The following is an 18,970-nucleotide window of genomic DNA, read 5'->3' on the forward strand; positions in this document are numbered from 1 at the left end:
CTGGGCTGCTTCAGCACGAGGAGGAACCGTTCCCCATCCTCGAAGGACACCACGTCTGAGGGCAGGGGCACGAAGGGGCGCAGGGCCTCCACCAGTTCTGCCCGCTGGATGACCAGCCCGCTGATGTGCAAGGGCCGCAGGGGGATGGGTGTGCCTGCCCCCTCCAGGGAGAGGGGCCTCTGCCCATCACCTGCTGACTTGAGCCGCACCTTGCCCACGGTGCACCTCCCACGAAAAAGATAAAAAAAGAGGACGGTTGTTCGTCCTCTTCATCGCCAGTGCGGATGGCCAGCGCTCTCCTTTCGAAGGGAGAGGGATGAGGCCAGGTTGGAGAGATAGATCGCTGGGGGAAACGCCCTTGCTGCTTATGAGGGGGGTTGAAGGTCAACGGCCAGGTTGTCCTTCCCACAAGACCCTCCTAAGGGATGGGTGATAGGATGCCCGCTCGCCCATTGCTTGAATTATATAGGCAGAGGGATGAGTTGTCAAGGGGTTTGCTCGAGAGTGAATACCTCCCCCAAACCCCCGCAGAGGGGTTCAAGGTGGCCCTGCGGGCTTTTTGTTGAAATAGGGGGGACACCCCCTGTGACCCCCGTCAGGAGGGCTTCGCCCCTGCACTCCCCGTTTTATAGGGGAAGCCCTATGGGCTTTTTGTGTTCTGGGGCACATCCGAAAGACCCCGGCCAAAGGGATTGCACCCCCTTGGAACCCCCCGTTGTTCATCAGCCTCTTGTCTCCAGTTACAGTTATATTGTAAGGGCTACCTCTCGCCGAACTCTTACATTAATAAATCCAGCCTCAGGGGGAACTTAGCCCACCCTCTACCTCCTCTACCTCTACCACCATCTCCACCTCCACCGCAATATCGCTCGGCAACTGATACATCCCTACCGCCGAACGGGCATGCTTACCACTCTCACCAAAGAGGGAGACCAGCAGATCGGATGCGCCGTTGGCTACCTTCGGCTGCTCCGTAAACTCCTCAGCGCTGTTCACAAACACCAGCAGTTTCACAATACGTTTTACTTTATCTAAATCTCCCAGGGTAGCATTGATCGTACTCAGACAGTTCAGCGTCGTCAAACGCGCCGCCGCATAGCCCTCTTCAACAGTGAGATCTCTCCCCACCTTCCCCGTGTAAGCCGGCCGGCCACCCTTCGTCGGGCCATGGCCGGATACGAACAACAGGTTGCCACTGCGTACAGCGCCCACATAATTGGCCACGGGCACAACCGGTTTCGGCAAGGCCAAGCCCATCTTTTCAAGCTTATCGACAACCATCATTTTGAACCTCCTTTTCTCGCTTCCTGAACGGCCACAACGAAGGCACGGGCCCGTTCTGTGAGAAGCGCAAAATTACCCTCGGCTACGGTTCGCTTATCTACCAGATTGCCCCCTACCGCCACGGCCACCGCCCCCGCTTTGATGAACTCACCGGCATTGTCCAGACTGACGCCTCCGGTAGGCAGGAGCCTCACTTGAGGCAAAGGGGCCAGAATATCCCTCAAGTATTGTGGCCCCAGGGCTCCCGCCGGAAAGACCTTCACCAGGTCCGCTCCCAGCTCCCAGGCCGTGAGGATTTCCGTCGGTGTGAAGGCACCTGGTATCACCGCTACCCCATAGCGATGGCTTAGGGACAGCAGCGCTGAGCTCAACGTCGGTGAGACGACAAAGCGAGCCCCAGCCAGGATAGCTGCTCGTGCCGTCTCCGCATCCAGCACTGTACCAGCCCCAAGTAGTACATCCTCCCCAAAAGCAGCCGTGCTCTCCTCTAACACCTTGAGCGCATTCGGGGTCGTCATCGTAAACTCGATGATGCTGACCCCCCCTCTTTGTACTGCCTCCGCCACACGTAACAATTGCTGTGAATCGCTCAAGCGAACAACTGCGACAACCCCACAGTCGATAATGCGTTGAATCTCTTCCTGTTTGCCCTTCATCATTACCAAAACCCCTCTCTATCTCTGAATCTTCGTGACCACCGCCGCCGTTTGATGCTCCACTTCGGCCAGCGTCACCCAGCTGAAGTCGCCCGGTATGGAATGTTTGAGAACCGACATAGCATCGCCATAGGCCACAGCCTTGGCCACATCGCCAGTAAGATAGCCGTAGATAAAGCCAGCCGAATAGGCATCGCCAGAACCGATCCGATCCACCAACTCCAGTTCCGTGATTCTCCCCCGGTAAGTCCGATCGGCCAGGGCCAGGCTGGTCCAGCTGCCGCGCAACACTGTTGGAGCCTGTCTGATAGTAATGACTACGACCTTGAATCCGAACTGTTCCTTGATCTCCTGGGCCATCATCTCTTCACTGCCGGAGAGCCCGAAGACCGTCTCCAGGTCATCACTGGTAGTCAGCAGAATGTCCACATAGCGAAATAGTTGCGAGAGCGTCTGGCGAGCCTCATCCTTCGTCCAGAGCCTGGCCCGGTAATTGAGGTCGAAGGTCGCCAGACAATGATTATCCTTTGCTGCGCTTAAAGCCGCCTCAGTGGCCTCAGCGCATGGTCGGCTCAGGGCTGGCGTTATGCCACTGGTGTGAAAAACCCTCGTCCCCTTCAACAGAGCGGGCCAGTCGATCTCCTCAGCCACCAGCCCAGCTATGGCCGAATGGGAGCGATCGTACAATACCTGGGAGGCCCTTGGCGAGGCTCCCATCTCGATGAAATATAAACCAACTCTTCCCTCCTTGGTCCACACCACGTGAGAAACATCTACCCCATGCGTCATAGCTCGGCTGGCAATCATCCGACCAAGCTGATTGTCCACAAGCCGGGATACCCAAGCAGTCCGCAGCCCCAATCGACTGAGCCCCACGGCCGCGTTGAGCTCCGATCCACCTACAGTTACCTCCAGACTGGTCGCCTGCTCCAGCCGCTGGAAGTTCAGTGGGGTAAACCTGATCATTGCTTCACCAAAACAAACGACGTCATACATCTGTTTATGCTGCGTCAGCGCGCAGACGTCCTCCTTTCGCAAAGAACCGCTCCTGACGACCATCAGCTAGCACTCGTCAGGGATACAAGCGACGGCATCAACCTCTATGGGGAGTCCTCCCCCTAAAACTACCTGCACCGTCACCCTGGCTGGTGGATCGCCGCGGAAGTATTCCCGATACACCTCATTCCAGACAGGAAAATCGGCCATGTCCCGCAGGTAACAGGTCACCTTCAGTACGTTATCCATAGAAGTGCCGGCCGCTTCCAGGATCGCCTTGATGTTATCCAGGGTCTGCCTGACCATAGCCCGCATATCCCCGCTGATCAGATCGCCGCTCTCCGGATCGAGCGGTCCCTGACCAGCCGTAAAAACCAACTGTCCAAATCTGGTGGCCTGGGAGATCGGACTACGGGAGACAGGCGCTTTGTCGGTTCTTATAATTTCCCTTTTCATCAAAGACTTCTTTTACTACAACATCACACCCAGCTCGTTTCCCAACGAGCGTAGCTCTCGCAATATGTCTGCCGCTATCGGTATTCCATGGCGTAGCCTCTCGCCCCGGGTGCGCTCCTCAATCTCGCCGGGGATGAGCACTTCGGCCACGCCTTGGGCCGGCTTGATCGCCTTCAACTCCCGAATCAACTGATCCATACGTCCCTTGAATTCATCAACGGGCAAGAAGCTGCCCACCGGCAGGGCAGCGAAGAAGTGTCCGATGCCCTGGGGGCGAGTCAGGTTCTCGTATAATCCAGCGGTTTGCCGTCCGAAGCCCGCCCCTGTAAGCACAGCGGAGATGACCTCGAAAGTTAGGGCCAGGCCATAACCCTTCGCCCCTCCTACCGGGAGGAGCATACCCGCCATGGCCGCAACGGGGTCAGTGGTGGGAGCACCGTGCGAATCCAGGGCCCAGCCCTCAGGGATCGGCTCGCCTCGTTGGGCGGCCAATCTGATCCGTGCTCGTGCTGACACGCTGGTAGCCATATCCAGGACTACCGGCCGTTCTTGACCAGCAGGGATGCCCACCGCCACCGGATTGGCCCCAAAATAGGGTTCAGCTCCACCCCAGGGGGCCATCACGGCTGAACCATTAGTTGTCGCCACCCCAATCATGTCCTCCTGTACAGCCATCAGCACATAACGGGCGGCTGCCCCGAAATGGTTACTATTTCTCACCCCAGCAGCAGCCGGTCCGTCAATCCGCTTCGCTTTGGCCAGGCATAGTTCCATCGCCCTGGTGCTTACCGCCTGGCCCAGCCCATTGCCCCCATCAATCAAGAGGATAGAGGTCGTCTCACGAATGACCTCTATCCTTGGCCTCGGTTCCATCAGGCCCAGACGCAGCCGGCGAACATAAATGGGCAGGAGCCTTATCCCATGGGTATCCACACCTCTCAGGTTCGCCTCTACGAGCGCTGTGGCCGCAACCACCGCATCATCACTGGGCAGCCCACACCTCTCCAGGACCTTGGCCGCAAACCCGTGCAGATCCTCTGCAGATAGCTTCTCCGGCATTTGCCCAATCATTGCTGACGACGCCTCCTCCATAGAAGTTGATCGCCTTACCAGAGGGTACGACCGGGGACCCAATCTGGTCGCCTTGGGTCTTTGATCGCGGATAGTACACCTTCCCGAGTGTGCAGCTCGGCATAATACCGAAACTTATCTTCATCGAGTTCCACCCCAAGTCCAGGGCCAGAAGGGACAGTCATACAGCCGTTCACGTAGTTTAACTTTCCTCCAACGATGATGTCATCCACCTGATGATGGTAATGGGCGTCAATCGCATAGGCGATTTGGGGGGTCGAGGCGGCGATATGCAAGTAGGCAGCTGTGGAAATACCCAGTTCAACACCGCTGTGAAGTGATAACCCCAACTGGAATGTCCTACATACCGCCGCTAGTTGCTTCGTAGCCCATATTCCACCCCATTTATGAGGGTCACCCAGGATGATATCCACAGCACTCAGGCGCACAGCCTGCGGTATCTGCTCGAAGTCCACAACGCACATATTAGTGGCTAGTGGTATGGGCAAATCGCGGCGCAGCCGAGCCATGCCCTCGATTCCCGATGTTGGATCCTCCAGGTACTCTAGATCGTATTCCAGGAGTTGCTGGCCGATGCGTAGACTCGTTTGGGGTGACCACACACCGTTGGGGTCAACCCTTATCTGCACACTCTTTCCAAAAGTCTCCCGCAGAGCCTTCACCGTGGCCACATCGTGCTCCGGGGGAAACACCCCTCCTTTCAACTTGAGAACACTGAAGCCATACCGCTTGATCAATTCCTGACAATAAGCGACTATCTCTTCTGGCGTAGTCTCTCCACCACCCTGATCGCCTGGATAGCGATAGAACACGTAGGCCGAAAAGGGGACCTGACTGCGATAGAGACCACCAATCAACTCGTAAAGCGACCTCCCAGTCGCCTTGCCCATGAGGTCCCATAGCGCCATCTCCAGGCCCCCGATGGCCGCCAACCCACCGTAGCCGGAGAAGTAGGGTGTCAACTGAAACCTGGATAAAATTTTCTCCAGATTGAAGGGGTTCTCCCCGATGATCTCCCTTCCAAGACGATCGCTGATAGTCCTGATCTCACCCCCACCCATCGTCTCCCCAAGCCCCACCAGTCCATCATCAGTCATAACCCGTATAATGTTACGAGTGATGCCCGTTCTGACCCCCCAGGCCCAACGGATAGGTGCTTCCAGCGGTATATTCACAGGGGTCACCACGACATTTCTAATGGTCATTTCTACTTTTCCTCCACCGATCTCAGGGCATGTTCGACTTCTTTAAGGCCATTACGAACGATCTGGGCCAGCATCGTGAGGAGGGCAGCATGGATCTCAAACGGCTGGCCGTCAGCCATCATTATCTGACTCGTGTAGATGCCATCCCCAGCGCCGGCCCGCACACAATCCTCCAGGATTCGCCTCTCCATATCCGCAGAATGCAAGAGCTCAGGGGTCTCCAGGAGAAAGGCTAACATCGCCTCCACCCCATAGGCCCCCCAATTAGAGATGGCGGCCACGACTAGTGCATCCGTAACCGTGGTACTGGCAATGGCTGGGCCGTTCGGATGGACCTCCTCAACAACCTCGACGAACTGCCCGAAACCTATCTCGTTTCCACCATCGCCTATCCCCAGGGTGAAGATACCCCGCCTTCGCGCCTGATCGAAGAAGAGATCGATCCGAGGCTCGTCCACCACCTCCTTACCCGTCATGTAGTGCATTGTACCCCTGGCTGTTACCCCTTTTACTTCAATGGATACCATGGCCGCAGGGCGATAGGTATCAAGGAAACTTGCAGCCCGTTCTAAGGTATCATCAGGATTCTCCACCGGTATGGGTACCATCACCCCTGCGTGGCGTCGCTGCTTCGCCATTCGGTAATCCATCATCGTTATCCCGGCCGTCTGCACTGCAGCATTGATGGGTTCAGCATAAGCCTCAGCGCAGAGGAAAATGGGTGTGGCCCCCAGACCGAGGTCGATGGCTCGCGCCAGTGCAGCTGCACCAAGCGGGCCATCCGTCTCCCCCTTCGGTAGCCAGATTGGCGCGCCGGCCCCTGTGGCGATGACGATGTTGTCTTCCTCGTGGACGTGACTCAGTAATCCTCGTGCCGCCAGGAGTGTAAGAGGCATCCCAGCCTTGACTCGGACCCCTTCGTACAGCCGGTGGATCACACCCCTTGGCACCCCTCGGGTGCGCATCTCGATAGTGATGAGGCGGTCGATGTACTCACCTACCACTTCTGGCATCTAGCCCTCCCCATTCTAACAAAACTATTTCGAAGCTGATGTTCCACCTCTCTAGCAAGTTGACCATGTGCATATCATCGTACATCGTGTGTTCCCGCAGAATCATCACGAAATCGGCCGACGGTGCCAGAGGGAAGATGAGATGATGCCACGTCCCTCTGGCCAGGTTGATCCCCACACTCCCATCCAGGAGGAAGGCCGTGACCTCCTCGGGATTGGGACCGACCTCCAGGTCGCTGATGTCACCGGCAGGGGCCAAGGCGATGATGCTTGGCTGTCCCCGCAACGGTATGAAGGCTTGCGATGCTTGTAGGTGTCGCTCCATCTGATGAAACCTTAATTCTCGAAAATGCACAGTTAAGAATCCAATCTGGGTCGCCTTGTTCAGCATCTCCAACCGTACCACGTGATCCCAGTATTTGTTGACTGGGCTTTCAATATCAGGAGGCCGTAAAGGAGGCCCAATGACCTCCCCGAATGGCCCGAAGGCCTCTTCTGTCAGCGGCCTGGCCTGAATCCTCTTCACTTCCATGATTCACCTTCGTAGCGCTCGAATGCCTCAGCGAATCCCATGTCAGAGCCTAGGTTCCCATCTCCCGGCGTAGTCTAGGGTCCATCATATCTTGTAGCCAATCGCCGATAAGGTTAAAGCCAAGGACGAGCAACACTATGGCCAAACCGGGAAAGGCAATAATGTGCGGTGCTACGCGAATATAAGCCCTACCACTACCCATCATTGCTCCCCATTCAGGGATAGGGGGTTGCACCCCAAGTCCCAGGAAGCCCAAGCCAGCAGCGGACAAGATAGCGATGCCCAAGCGAAGCACGAATTGAGTTAACACGACTGTGGGCACTATATTCGGTAATATGTGCCGCAGGACGATGCGAACGTCGCGCGCCCCGCCCATACGGGCCGCCAGGACAAACTCCTCTTGGGCAATGGACAACGTACTGCCACGAGAGATTCGGGCAAATATAGGTATGGAGTAAACCCCGACAGCTACAGTAACGTTGGTTACACCCGGACCCAAGGCCGCAGCGATGGCAATGGCTAACAAGATGCCGGGGAAAGCCATCAGCACATCCATCAGTCTCATGACGATCTCATCAACCTTACCCAGGAGGTAACCAGCAGCGACGCCCATCGCCGTACCAACCATAGCCGCCAGACCTATCGCTCCTCCAGCGATGAGGAGGGAATAGCGCGCTCCAAAGATCACCCGCGACAGGATATCCCTTCCCAGTTCGTCTGCTCCTAAGGGGTGTAGTCCTGAGGGACCACTAAGAGCCACGGCGAAATTCTGTTCCAGAGGGTCAAAGGGTGCCAGGTAAGATGGGATCAAGGCGATGGTAACAAACACCGCCAGGATCAGTCCACCACAAAGCAGTCGCCAGTCTTGCCTCAACAGCTCCTGGCCAACCCAGCGGGCGAACATCAGCATCGCTTTACCATCAGACATTTTGAGCGCTTTCGCGGACAGCATGGCACTTTACCTGTAGCGAATACGTGGGTCGATAACAGCGTAGGCAACGTCCACCAGGAGATTAGTCATTATGAATAAGGTCGCAAACACCAAGGTAATCCCCTGAACCATGGGGAAATCGCGGAAATTCACCGAGTCGATCAGCAATCTACCAATCCCTGGCCAGGCGAAGACTGTCTCAACAATGACTGCGCCGGAGAGCATCGCCCCAAAGTTCAACCCTACGATCGTTATGACCGGAATCAAGGCGTTTCGTAGAGCATGGCGGCCAATCACCAAGACTTCTGGTAGCCCTTTCCCCCTGGCTGTACGCAAGTAATCACGCTGGAGAACCTCGAGCATGCTCGACCGCATAGTGCGCGCGATGATGAAAAGAGGGATCAGGGCCAGGGTGATGCTGGGAAGAATGAAATGCGCCAGCCCATCCTTGCCCCCTGTAGGAAGGAAGCCAAGCTGTACGGAGAAAACGATGATAAGCATAAGTCCCACCCAAAAAGAGGGCAGTGATATCCCCAAAACACTACACAATAGGACCGACCTGTCAGCCCAGGAGCGGCGTTTCACGGCGGCATAGACCCCCAAAGGCAGCCCGATGCCCAGCGCCAGGGCGATGCTGGCCAGGGCCAGGTCAAGGGTGGCTGGCAGTCGGGACAGTATCTCCCAGGATACATCCCTCCCTGTCTGTAAAGAGAAACCCAGGTCGCCACGTGATGCCTTCCATAGGTAATCCAGATACTGGACATAAAGCGGCCTATCGAGTCCCAATTTATGCCGTATTAACTGGATGTCCTCATAGCGAGCTGTGTCACCGGCCATGATCACGGCCGGATCGCCCGGAATGACCCTCAACACCAGGAAGACGACGGTCGCCACCCCCAAGAGCACGGGGATAGTGATTAGTAGTCTACGTAGGATAAACCGTTGCACAGTCATAGCCTGATCACCAAAGGGCCCTCATTGTCTCAGAACAGGCGCCTTGGCTGGGGGGCTGAGCCAATGGCTCAGCCCCCCAGCCCTACCGGTTGCAGAGACACCCCCCAAGAGAATCATTGCCACTCCCTACACCCGCTTGGCCGGTCCCGATAAGCGCGCGGGGCGATCCATCATAACCTCATTTCTTCGTAGCATTAGTCAGATAGACGTAGCGGAAGGGAGTCACTGCTACACCCTCCACGTTACGATTCACACCAGTAGTAATAGCGATGGTATACAGGTAAATGTAGGGCGCATCCTTCCATAAGATCTCCTGGACCGCGGCGAAATGCTTCAGCCTCTCCTCTTTATTGGTCGTACTCCCGATAAGGCTTATGAGCTCGTCCACTTTGGGGTTCTTGTACCTCATATAGTTGAAGTAGCCAGGCACGTCAGTCTTATCAGATAGGATATTATTCTGGAGAGTCTGATAGCCATCGCCGGTGGAAGGCACAAAGGCCCACTCGAAGAGGTCGTAGGTGGCCTTATCCGCCGGCACCTTCAGCAGACTGAAGTAGGCCCCAGCCTCTTGCTTGACCAGCGATACTTCAACACCGATCTTGCGCAACTGGGCTTGCACCACTTCCCCTAGCCGGACATCACTCGGATATAGCTTCTCCGGCATCCACAGGACTATTTTAAGGGGTTTACCCGCCTTCTCCAGGACACCCGTGGGTCCTGGCTTCCAGCCCGCTTCAGCCAGCAGTTGCTTGGCCTTGTCCGGGTCATACGGGTATGCTCCTTGAGACTTATAACCGAATGTGCCCGGCGTCAGGACCGAATCGGACACCTGGAAGAGTCCCTGGAACAACGTGTCAACGATGCCCTTCTTATCAATGGCGTAGTTGAAGGCTTGACGAACCTTTGGACCATCGAAGGGCGGGTGAAGCACGTTGAAGCCTATATACTGCGCTTGCAGGCTTTGCCGCACGATCACATTCAGCTTCGGGTTCGCCTTCAGGCGAGCTACGTCGGCGGCTCCGATGGCTGTAGCTATGTCGGCCTCACCTGTTTCCAGCATGGCCGATCGTGTCCCATCCTCTGGCACAGGACGGAAGATCAATTTGTCGATCTTCGGCGCACCTTTAAAGTAGTCCTTATTCTTGACCAGAACTACCTTTTCACCAGGCGTAAGCTCCTGTAAGGCAAAGGCACCGGTCCCCACCGGGTGTTGGGGAAAGTCCTTCCCCCATTTCTGCACGGCCGCCGGACTGACGATGCCAGCCGAATGATGGGCCAGGTAGTTCAACAACGGCCCGAAAGGAACCGTGGTAACGAAGCGCACGGTGTAGTCGTCAATCACATCGACGCTCTTAATAACCGGAGCGAACAGACCCCGGTTAAGAAAAGCCATCTTGGGATCGACCAGCCGATCAAAAGTGAATTTAACCGCTGCAGCGTTGAAAGGTGTGCCATCGTGAAACTTAACATTTTTTCTCAGATGGAAGGTCCAAGACAACCCATCAGGAGAGACTTCCCATTTCTCGGCCAGCTCCGGGTGCACATCCATCTTCTCGTCGAAACGAGCCAGATAATCGTAGATGTGGGTAGTGATATCCGGTTCAGCCCGCACCTTGCCGGCTGCGGCTGGATCGAGCATGGCAAAGGTAGTCTCCTGAGCGACTGTGACCGTTTTTTCCACCGTTGGTGGGGCGGCACAACCAACAGCCAGGGCGAAAATCAATAGGCAAACTACGAGCCCCATTGTAACCAGATTCGATTGACGCATTCTTGTTTTCCTCCTTTGTTTCCTAGGCGACCTAACCATCACGGAGCAAACAATTTACGACACAGCCTATGTGCACTGCCCGCAACCTATAGCTGCTCACCTCCCTCCTCGCCTAGAGACGTCCATACTTCTGGTACAGCTCGGCCAAAGACCCTCCTCGGTGTATCCCCTTCCTGATTTTGTTCTCCACCTGTACGATCTTTTCCGCCTCTAGCAACACCTCTACGATTAGCTCTTTGGGTACTATTACTACGCCATCAAAATCACCGAAAACGAAATCGCCAGGCTGCATCAGCCGGGACATATAGCCTTTTATAGCGCTCACATATCTCTTCGCTGGTCAGTTCCGTCTCCACCTTCTCGCCCCCTGCACCTGGCACTGTTCAGCTCAGGATCCCTCGCTATCTTCTAAAGCATTGGCGATGATCTGTCCCTCCGCTTGAGCCGGGGCGGGTACGCCCAGAAGATAGGCCATCGTCGGGGTCACATCCACCGTCCAGGGTGGCACCGGCAGACAATAGCCTCTCCTTATCCCCGGGCCAGCCATCACCAGGACGGCCCGCACCGAGGAGCCACAGATGGCCGCATTGGGCAGGTAAGCCCCGTGAAACCCCAGCATCCGACCATACCTGGTCTCGATGCCGGTCGGGGGTACAGGGTAAACATAGTCTCGTAGAGTGAGCATACGCTCCTGGGGCTCCAGATTGCGCAGGGAGGGCTCCAGTCCATAGCCGGGCCTGAGAAAATAGACTACATCGCCGACCGTATCATCCCATTGTCCCAGAAAGGTCGCTTCATCTTTAGGCAAAGCCAGGACAATGGGACATTCCCCTGTCTCCGGGTCTCTCAACGAATAGAGCACCCGCGTGATTTCCTTACACACGCTTTCATATTCCTTGCCCGAATCCACGATGCCCTCTGGATCCCTTCCCTTCAGATTAACCCAAACATTCAGAGCCAAGGGATAATCGCCTGGTACAGCCCTGGTTCGTGCCCAATCTACCACCAGTTTATCATTCTCCTTCTTGTAGGCCAGCAGCCCGGCCTCAAGGAAGCCCTTCCCCAGCCATAGGGTCTTAAGTACCGGCAGGGCGGCATGATCCGAGACGACGACCACCAGTGTCTCTGGTCCAGCACAGCTGCTCACGATCTCCCCCACCAGTCCATCCAGTACTTCATACTCCTGCCGGAACCGTTCCCAGGCCTCCTCCGCCCTTTGGGGATCGTAGTATTTCCACCACGGACAGAGTTCGCCCAGAGCCTCATGGTTCAAGCTATCAGGGGCGTGTATCTGGACGAAGAGGAGGTCCCAGGGGTACTTCTGGGCCAGATAACGCGTCATGGCCGCTATCCCCGCCGCCTGATGCGGAACCGACGTGGGCTCATATACCGGACAGACAACCGGCACCTTCTGGGTCAACTCCTCCTCTTCCCCCGCCCGCTCACCACTCTCCAGGGCCAGCATCTCCTCAATCAACTCCTCCCCTACCCCCTCCGGATAGGCCCAGCCCTCGGCATTGAAGATCACCGTCCGCTGTAGGCTCACCCTCCGCCCATCCGACGACAACTCCTCCAGATGTAACCTGAACTTGCCCCGCACCGGGGCATAGGGCGTCTCAAAGTCAGCACGAAGCCACCCGCTCCACTCCCCCACCTTGAGAACACAAAGAGCCTCCTTAGCATCCTTCTCCCTGGAGATAAGCACCCGATCATATCCCCCACCTTGAGCGCCCAGGAGCAGAAGATGATAAACCAGCTTCTCGCTAGAAGACGCATCACCTACCCTCCAGCGCCCATCCTTGTCGGCCCAGAACCCCACCGAGCGAGGCACCACAAGCTCCCCCTCCAGGGGCGGACGAGAGGAGGAGGGAAGATTGCGCCAGCCAGCAGCCGGAGCAAGGCTGAGCGGGATGGGACCACGCGGATTGTCCCCCAGGCCGAGCGGAACGGAGACTAAAGGCATAGGACCTTGCACCTCATCCCCAGCGATGTAGCGATTGGGATGACTGAGGCGGGAGAGGACAGAGGAGTAGGGACCGGAGCCATCAACCACGATGCCCTTCTTGATGTTGGGTGGCCAGCCACCGGGATAGTTGACCAGGATACATTTCTTACCTGCCCGTTCCGCCGCCTGCCAGATGTACTCAGCCCGCGATAACTGGTTGAGGTTCACCTTGGAGATGTTGGCAAACCGCGGGAAGATGTTCAGGGACACGTCATGCACCTGATCGAACGGCTCGCCGGGGAAATGGATGCCAAAGGAGTTAAGCCCGTGTGTCCCCGTCCAGGCACCGGTGCCCAAGCTTGTCCAGTTAGTCGGTGTATCTACAGGTGGCGAGGAGTACATCGGCGAGTAAACCCCCTCGGCCATCAAACGGCCGATGGCGGGCATATTCCCCTCAGCCACGAACTTCTCCACCATCTCCGGCATCAACCCATCTATACCGATCAAGATGACTCGCTTCACTCTGCTCATCAAAAAATCCTCCTGAGAGAATACTCTATCTATGATTCAACCCTAGGCGAGCCAGGGATAGCGTGGCACGCGGTAGAGCCGTCCTGGATCAGCGCCGCTCTTCACTACAAACCCCATAATGTCGATCAAGGCGGCGTGGATATGCGGTGGGACAGCATCGGCCCCCGGATCCAACAGCCCCGGACCATCATTGTTCGCCCCAGCATCGGCGCACTCCCGCTGCACCCGTAGCTCCATTTGCGAATCGTGCAGCACCTCCATGCGGCCCAGTATGCTGGCCAGACAGGCCTCGATACCGTAAGCCCCCCAATTGGAGATAGCGGCCATTATCAGTACATCAGGCACAAATTGTGGAACGATCGACCCCCCGCAGGGACATTGGCACTTGGCTGCGCCGGGTACATGCTCTATCACCGCCTCCTTAATCATTCCACAACCCAACTCGTTACCGCCATCCCCGATGCCTATGGTCAGGATCCCCCTGGCCTTGGCCTCAAGGAACATGTCATCCACTTTAGAAGTCCATTCGGTGTATGCCCCACCGGTGGCCGTATGCCAGCCCCCGTTCTCGTTTCTGCCCGCCTTCTCTATAGTGATGAGCGCCTTGGGCCTATACGTCTCCAGCAGATGGCTTCCCACCCGCTTCGCCTCACCAATACCGATAGGGAAGGGCACAACGGAGGCTGTAGTGGGCAGCTCCAGCAAGCGGTCTAACCCAAAGGTATAAAGTCCGGCACTTCTGACCGTCGCCTTGGCCAGCTCCACAAAGTCTTCCTCTATGACGATGATGGGCTTAGCCCCTAAGCCGAGGACCAGGGAACGAGCTAACGTGGCCGCCCCGATGGGCCCGTCCTGCTCTGGCGCACGCCAGGGCAGGGTGGGCATGCCCGTGGCGATGATCACTGTATCCCCCTGACCGACGACGTCGGCCAGCCTTTCGGCCGCCAGGAGAGAGAGCGGATCACCCTGCTTCGCCCTGGCCGCCTGATAGAGGGCCCCGATGATACCGCGCCCAGTGATATCAATGCTGATCAGTTGGTCAATACTCGCCCCGACCTTCCGAATATTATCTGCCAGCTGCAATCTCTTCCTCCGCTAAATAAGTTTAGATTTATCCGCCGCGGTGGATCAGCTGGGTAGATCCACCTTTGGTCATTTATCGACAGGCGCCTATCGCCTCTTACCCCCTCTGTTCCCGAGGCGATCAAGGACCAAGCAGCCAGTCCTTGTAGGCGAAGAGGGCCGGTGTACCACCGGTGTGGATAAACACCACCGTCTCCGATGGACGCAGGCGACCCTGTCGAATATGATCGATCAACCCGGCCATCGCCTTGCCGGTGTAGACTGGGTCGAGAAGGATACCCTCCGAACGCGCCATGAGGCGAATCGCCTCCAAACATCCCGGTGTGGGCAGGCCATAACCGGGACCCACGTAGTCGCTGTAATTCACAACGTCAGCTGGGCTTATCACCAAGTCCCATCCCAGCATCTCAGCGGCCTGATTAGCTATCATGGCCGTCATAGCACAGCGATCGGTTCCATTGCGTGGGCTGATGCCCACCACCTGAAAACTCGCTTTCAAGGCCTCCTTAGCCAGGACTACCCCGGCCTGCCCCTTGCTCGACGAGCTGAGATAGATATGGTCAACAGCAGCTCCCATCTGCTGCAACTGCTCTTCAATCTCCAGTGTGCACAGGACATAGGCCAGCGCCGAGGCCACCGCGAACATCTTGGCGTGGTTCATAACGTACGGTATGTAGCCAAGACGGCGTTGCTCCTCAGCAACGCTTCGAAGAACAGCATCCATCTCCGCCCAACTGCTCACCTGGACCAGCCGGACCTCAGCCCCCAGGACCTTATCGATCAACAGATTGCCCTGCCAGCCCCAGTCCCCCCTATCGCCCCGTAGGATAAGGATAGTCCTCATTCCCAGGACATTTGCCGCAGCGGTGGTCTGCCGGGCCGCGTTGGATTGAGCCTCGAGCCCAGCGATGATGACGTCCGCCCCAAGCTCCCTGGCCTCAGCCATGCGAAACTCCAGATTACGGGTCTTATTCCCTCCAAAGGCCAGCCCGGTAAGATCATCACGCTTAATGAAGATGCGGGGACCTCCTAAAGCCTGAGAGAGGCGCGGGCAATAATGCAGGGGGGTGGGGAGGTCGGCCAGCCTCACCCGGGGAAGCCGGGAAATGGTCGAACGAATCTGTTCCAGCGAGAGCGGTGGTCTCAGCTTCTGTATCACCTCCATGTCTATCCTCCCGTACTTTCTAAAGCCTGGCCGATGATCTTGCCCTCTGATTGGGCTGGAGCCGGTATGCCCAAAAGATGGGTGATGGTCGGGGTCACATCCACCGTCCAGGGCGGCACCGGCAGCCGATGTCCCTTCCTTATCCCTGGCCCAGCCATCACCAGGACCGCCCGCACCGAGCAGCCCCACAGATCAGCGTTCGGTAGATACTCGCCGTGTAGCCCCTGCACATGACCAAATATTCTGGTTTTGATGCCCTCGGGCCCGACCGCATAGAAACAGGTTGTAGTGGAGAGCATAGCCTCCGTTGGCTCCAGATTGGGCAGGGTGGGTTCCCCCGCATAACCAGGCCGGAAGTAATACACGACGTCCCCAACTGTATCACCCCACTGCCCTAAAGTAGACGCCTCCTCCCGGCGTAAAGCCAGGGCCACCGGACACTCCCCTGTCTCTGGATCCACCAGCGCATAAAGCGCCCGAATGATCGCTCGACGTACCTGCTCATACTCCTCCCCGGGCTCCACGCAGCCATACCTCTCCCGTCCCTTCAGATTGACCCAGACGTTTAGAGCCAGGGGCTGCACGCTCGCTAGAGGCTGATCAGCCAGGACAGCCTTGGTCCTCTCCCAATCCACCACCAGTTGGCCATTCTCCCTCTTGTAAACCAGCAGCCCGGCATCGAGGAAGGCCCTCCCCAGCCATACCGTCTTGAACGTCGGTATGGCCGCATGGTCGGAGAGCACTATCACGAGTGTCTCCCCATCAGCACAGCCTCCGACTATCTCCCCTACCGCCTTATCCAGCGCTCCATACTCCTGACGAAACCGCTCCCAGGCCTCTTTAGCCCTTCGCGGGTCGTAGCCCTTCCACTGGGGACAAACCTCGTTTAAAGCCTTATGGTTGAGTCCGTCAGGGGCGTGAATCTGCACAAAGAGAAGATCCCAGGGGTACTTGTTGGCTAGATAACGGGTCATTGCCGCTATCCCTATGCATTGGTCAGAGATCGACTCATAGACCTGGCAAAGGGGACTGACCTTATGTCTGAGGCCGCTGCCCCGCCCAGCAGCCACCTTCTCCTCAAACTCCAGCATGTGGTCGATGAGCTCATCGGCTATCTCTGGGGGATAGGTCCAGCCCTGCGTATTGTAAATGGGCGTGCGGTACAGCACGACCTCCCGCCCATCAGGGGACAGTCGCTCCAGTTTGACCCTGAACTTGCCCCGTACCGGCCCATAGGGCGTCTGAAAGTCGTCGCAAAGCCAGTCGCTCCACTCCCCAGGCCGTAGTCGGGCGAGGGGCCGCTGGGCATCCCTATCCTTAGTCAGGAGCATCAAGTCATAGCCAGGGTGGCCCGAACCTGTGATTAACAGGTAATAGACCAATCCTCGCTTGGATTCGAAATTGGCCAACTCCCCACCAAGCCTCCACTCGCCATCCTCGGAGACCCGCAAGCCAACCTCACCGGAGATGACCAGAGCACTCTCCCGTGGCAGCGGGGATGACTGAACCAAGCCAGACCAACCCTTCGCCTCCGTGAAGATGAGGGGGATATACTCGCCCGAGATAGCACCGTCCTTGCTGGCGTAACGGCTGGGATAGGTCAGGCGGGAAAGAGGCGAGGAGTAAGGGCCGGAGCCATCGACCACGATGCCCTTCTTGATGTTCGGTGGCCAGCCCCCGGGATAGTTGACCAGGATGCACCTCTTCCCCACCCGTTCGGCCGCCTGCCAGATGTACTCAGCCCGCGATAACTGGTTCAGGTTCTCTTTGGAGATATTGGCAAAGCGAGGGAAGATGTTCGAGCGCACCCAGTGTACCTGGTCGAAGGGTTCGCCAGGGAAATGGATGCCGAAGGAGTTAAGCCCATGTGTGCCCGTCCAGGCCCCCGTGGCCAGACTGGTCCAGTTGGTCGGTGTATCCACAGGTGGCGAGGAGTACATCGGCGAGTAGACCCCCTCAGCCATCAAACGGCCGATGGCCGGCATGTTCCCCTCAGCCACGAACTTCTCCGCCATCTCTGGCATCAACCCATCCAGACCGATCAGGATGACCCGCTTCACTTTCTCCACAGAACCATATCCTCCTTATTTGGCTATCTCGTCGGACCGATCTCGCCCCATACTCGGCGCGCCATGGTCATAAACTGGTCTAAATCGCAGTTGATGACCGGTGGTGGCGAGAACATGGAGAGGGATGCCTCCGGCTGCTTGAGTCCAGAGGCGGTGACCACGCAGACCACCCGCTCCTCCCGCTGCACATCGCCCCTCTCGACCATCTTCTTCAGAGCGGCCACACTGCTGGCCGCCGCTGGTTCAGCGAAAATCCCTTCCTGCCCCAGCCAGGCTATCGCCTCCAGCATCTCCTCATCCGATACCGCTTCGGCGCTCCCACCCGATTCATATATGGCTCTTAAGGCTCTTTTGCCTCCCCCCAGAGGAGCATCAGCGGCGATGCTCTGGGCGATGGTCTTCCGGTTATCCCCAGCTGGTGCGGCCACCTGCCGTCCTTCCCTATAGGCTATGACGATGGCCGGGGTGGCCTCAGGCTGCACCCCTACCATCTTAGGTAGGCTAGCAATAAGCCCAAGCCTCCTCAGTTCGTTGAACCCCTTCCAGTCGCCAAAAAGCCCCCCACCGGTGCCCACCGGGTGAATCACCCAGTCTGGCACAGACCAGTTGAGCGCCTCACAGATCTCATAGGCATAGGTCTTCATCCCCTCATGCCGGAAGGGGTTGATGAAGTTGGTGAATTGATAGAGATTGAGCTCCGTATTCACCCTTCTTAAGAGCTCGGTCACTTCAGCGAAGGTCTGAAAGCGTACTTTAATTACCTGGTGGCCGTAGACCAGGATCATAGCTAGCTTCTCATCGGTCGTCCACTCATTCACCAGGATGAGTGCCTGCATGCCCGCCTTGGCTGCATAGGCGGCGAAGGAGCCACCGGCGTTCCCACTGGTGTAGGTGAGGGCCTGTTTTATCCCCATCTCCACCGCTTTGCTTACGGCAATCGAGAAGGACCGATCCTTAAGGGAGGCCGTGGGGCCAATAGTGTCATCTTTAACATATACCTCTGGCAGTCCCAATTTGGCCCCGATCTTCTGGCAACGATGCAGCGGGGTTCCGCCCTCACCCAGGGACACCATATGGCGCTCATCCTTAAGGGGAAGCAATTCTCGCCAGCGCCAGATAGAACGGCCGCGCCGTTGCACATCCCTCAGCTCAAGGCGCGAACGGATAGCCTCGTAGTCGTAGACGGCGTCAAGGAAGCCACCACACTTGGGGCAGGCATTAACGGGCTCAAGGTCCGAGTAAGTAGCTTGGCAATCATCACAAACTAGTCCAAGAATACAGCCCATTGGG

Annotated in this window: 18 protein-coding genes; all 18 read right to left on the reverse strand. The window is 57.2% G+C overall.

What is annotated here, in order from left to right:
- On the reverse strand, positions 1 to 218 hold a 218-nt coding region (locus M1136_11245; protein ID MCL5076201.1), incomplete at its 3' end, for a hypothetical protein.
- A 580-nt stretch (positions 219 to 798) separates the two neighbouring features.
- A complete protein-coding gene (locus tag M1136_11250) occupies positions 799 to 1,284 on the reverse strand; it encodes a RidA family protein (GenBank protein ID MCL5076202.1) in 486 nt (161 codons plus the stop codon).
- The gene (eda, locus tag M1136_11255) at positions 1,281 to 1,940 is read right to left on the reverse strand and encodes a bifunctional 4-hydroxy-2-oxoglutarate aldolase/2-dehydro-3-deoxy-phosphogluconate aldolase (protein MCL5076203.1); all 660 of its coding nucleotides are present in this window, start codon (positions 1,938 to 1,940) and stop codon (positions 1,281 to 1,283) included. Before eda ends, M1136_11250 begins: the two co-directional genes overlap by 4 nt.
- A gap of 18 nt (positions 1,941 to 1,958) precedes the next feature.
- The gene (locus M1136_11260) at positions 1,959 to 2,978 is read right to left on the reverse strand and encodes a sugar kinase (GenBank protein ID MCL5076204.1); all 1,020 of its coding nucleotides are present in this window, start codon (positions 2,976 to 2,978) and stop codon (positions 1,959 to 1,961) included.
- A gap of 24 nt (positions 2,979 to 3,002) precedes the next feature.
- Positions 3,003 to 3,392, reverse strand: coding sequence for a Rid family detoxifying hydrolase (locus tag M1136_11265; GenBank protein MCL5076205.1), 390 nt, complete (start codon positions 3,390 to 3,392; stop codon positions 3,003 to 3,005).
- Between the two features lie 15 nt (positions 3,393 to 3,407).
- Positions 3,408 to 4,463: an Ldh family oxidoreductase gene (locus M1136_11270; GenBank protein ID MCL5076206.1), complete on the reverse strand. Its 1,056-nt coding sequence runs from the start codon at positions 4,461 to 4,463 to the stop codon at positions 3,408 to 3,410.
- A 35-nt stretch (positions 4,464 to 4,498) separates the two neighbouring features.
- Positions 4,499 to 5,689, reverse strand: coding sequence for a hypothetical protein (locus M1136_11275; GenBank protein MCL5076207.1), 1,191 nt, complete (start codon positions 5,687 to 5,689; stop codon positions 4,499 to 4,501).
- A gap of 2 nt (positions 5,690 to 5,691) precedes the next feature.
- Positions 5,692 to 6,702 carry a DUF4392 domain-containing protein gene (locus M1136_11280; GenBank protein ID MCL5076208.1) on the reverse strand — a complete coding sequence of 337 codons (1,011 nt, stop codon included), beginning with the start codon at positions 6,700 to 6,702 and terminating at the stop codon, positions 5,692 to 5,694.
- Positions 6,683 to 7,234 (reverse strand): ureidoglycolate lyase, encoded by a 552-nt coding sequence (locus M1136_11285; protein ID MCL5076209.1) that lies wholly within the window; start codon positions 7,232 to 7,234, stop codon positions 6,683 to 6,685. Before M1136_11285 ends, M1136_11280 begins: the two co-directional genes overlap by 20 nt.
- A gap of 49 nt (positions 7,235 to 7,283) precedes the next feature.
- On the reverse strand, positions 7,284 to 8,186 hold the full coding sequence (locus M1136_11290) for an ABC transporter permease (protein ID MCL5076210.1): 903 nt from the start codon (positions 8,184 to 8,186) through the stop codon (positions 7,284 to 7,286).
- Between the two features lie 6 nt (positions 8,187 to 8,192).
- Complete coding sequence (locus M1136_11295; GenBank protein MCL5076211.1) at positions 8,193 to 9,113, reverse strand: ABC transporter permease; 921 nt, start codon at positions 9,111 to 9,113, stop codon at positions 8,193 to 8,195.
- A 184-nt stretch (positions 9,114 to 9,297) separates the two neighbouring features.
- Complete coding sequence (locus M1136_11300; GenBank protein ID MCL5076212.1) at positions 9,298 to 10,887, reverse strand: ABC transporter substrate-binding protein; 1,590 nt, start codon at positions 10,885 to 10,887, stop codon at positions 9,298 to 9,300.
- Between the two features lie 112 nt (positions 10,888 to 10,999).
- The gene (locus tag M1136_11305; protein MCL5076213.1) at positions 11,000 to 11,212 is read right to left on the reverse strand and encodes a hypothetical protein; all 213 of its coding nucleotides are present in this window, start codon (positions 11,210 to 11,212) and stop codon (positions 11,000 to 11,002) included.
- Positions 11,213 to 11,275: 63 nt separating this feature from the next.
- Entirely contained in the window at positions 11,276 to 13,363 is a 2,088-nt protein-coding gene (locus M1136_11310) for an alkaline phosphatase family protein (GenBank protein MCL5076214.1), read from the reverse strand.
- Between the two features lie 42 nt (positions 13,364 to 13,405).
- On the reverse strand, positions 13,406 to 14,446 hold the full coding sequence (locus M1136_11315) for a DUF4392 domain-containing protein (protein MCL5076215.1): 1,041 nt from the start codon (positions 14,444 to 14,446) through the stop codon (positions 13,406 to 13,408).
- A 121-nt stretch (positions 14,447 to 14,567) separates the two neighbouring features.
- Positions 14,568 to 15,611: a D-cysteine desulfhydrase family protein gene (locus tag M1136_11320; protein MCL5076216.1), complete on the reverse strand. Its 1,044-nt coding sequence runs from the start codon at positions 15,609 to 15,611 to the stop codon at positions 14,568 to 14,570.
- A 2-nt stretch (positions 15,612 to 15,613) separates the two neighbouring features.
- A complete protein-coding gene (locus M1136_11325; protein MCL5076217.1) occupies positions 15,614 to 17,680 on the reverse strand; it encodes an alkaline phosphatase family protein in 2,067 nt (688 codons plus the stop codon).
- 23 nt (positions 17,681 to 17,703) lie between these two features.
- Positions 17,704 to 18,966, reverse strand: coding sequence for a threonine synthase (locus M1136_11330; GenBank protein ID MCL5076218.1), 1,263 nt, complete (start codon positions 18,964 to 18,966; stop codon positions 17,704 to 17,706).
- Between the last annotated feature and the right edge of the window lie 4 nt (positions 18,967 to 18,970).

The sequence above is a fragment of the Chloroflexota bacterium genome (assembly GCA_023475225.1).
Taxonomy (GTDB): domain Bacteria; phylum Chloroflexota; class UBA6077; order FW602-bin22; family JAMCVK01; genus JAMCVK01.

Bases quoted from the DNA above. Each gene is read 5' to 3' on its own strand.
- M1136_11250 (MCL5076202.1), bottom strand. From the start codon at position 1,284: ATGATGGTTGTCGATAAGCTTGAAAAGATGGGCTTGGCCTTGCCGAAA.
- eda (MCL5076203.1), bottom strand. From the start codon at position 1,940: ATGAAGGGCAAACAGGAAGAGATTCAACGCATTATCGACTGTGGGGTT.
- M1136_11265 (MCL5076205.1), bottom strand. From the start codon at position 3,392: ATGAAAAGGGAAATTATAAGAACCGACAAAGCGCCTGTCTCCCGTAGT.
- M1136_11270 (MCL5076206.1), bottom strand. From the start codon at position 4,463: ATGATTGGGCAAATGCCGGAGAAGCTATCTGCAGAGGATCTGCACGGG.
- M1136_11275 (MCL5076207.1), bottom strand. From the start codon at position 5,689: ATGACCATTAGAAATGTCGTGGTGACCCCTGTGAATATACCGCTGGAA.
- M1136_11280 (MCL5076208.1), bottom strand. From the start codon at position 6,702: ATGCCAGAAGTGGTAGGTGAGTACATCGACCGCCTCATCACTATCGAG.
- M1136_11285 (MCL5076209.1), bottom strand. From the start codon at position 7,234: ATGGAAGTGAAGAGGATTCAGGCCAGGCCGCTGACAGAAGAGGCCTTC.
- M1136_11290 (MCL5076210.1), bottom strand. From the start codon at position 8,186: ATGCTGTCCGCGAAAGCGCTCAAAATGTCTGATGGTAAAGCGATGCTG.
- M1136_11300 (MCL5076212.1), bottom strand. From the start codon at position 10,887: ATGCGTCAATCGAATCTGGTTACAATGGGGCTCGTAGTTTGCCTATTG.
- M1136_11310 (MCL5076214.1), bottom strand. From the start codon at position 13,363: ATGAGCAGAGTGAAGCGAGTCATCTTGATCGGTATAGATGGGTTGATG.
- M1136_11320 (MCL5076216.1), bottom strand. From the start codon at position 15,611: ATGGAGGTGATACAGAAGCTGAGACCACCGCTCTCGCTGGAACAGATT.
- M1136_11330 (MCL5076218.1), bottom strand. From the start codon at position 18,966: ATGGGCTGTATTCTTGGACTAGTTTGTGATGATTGCCAAGCTACTTAC.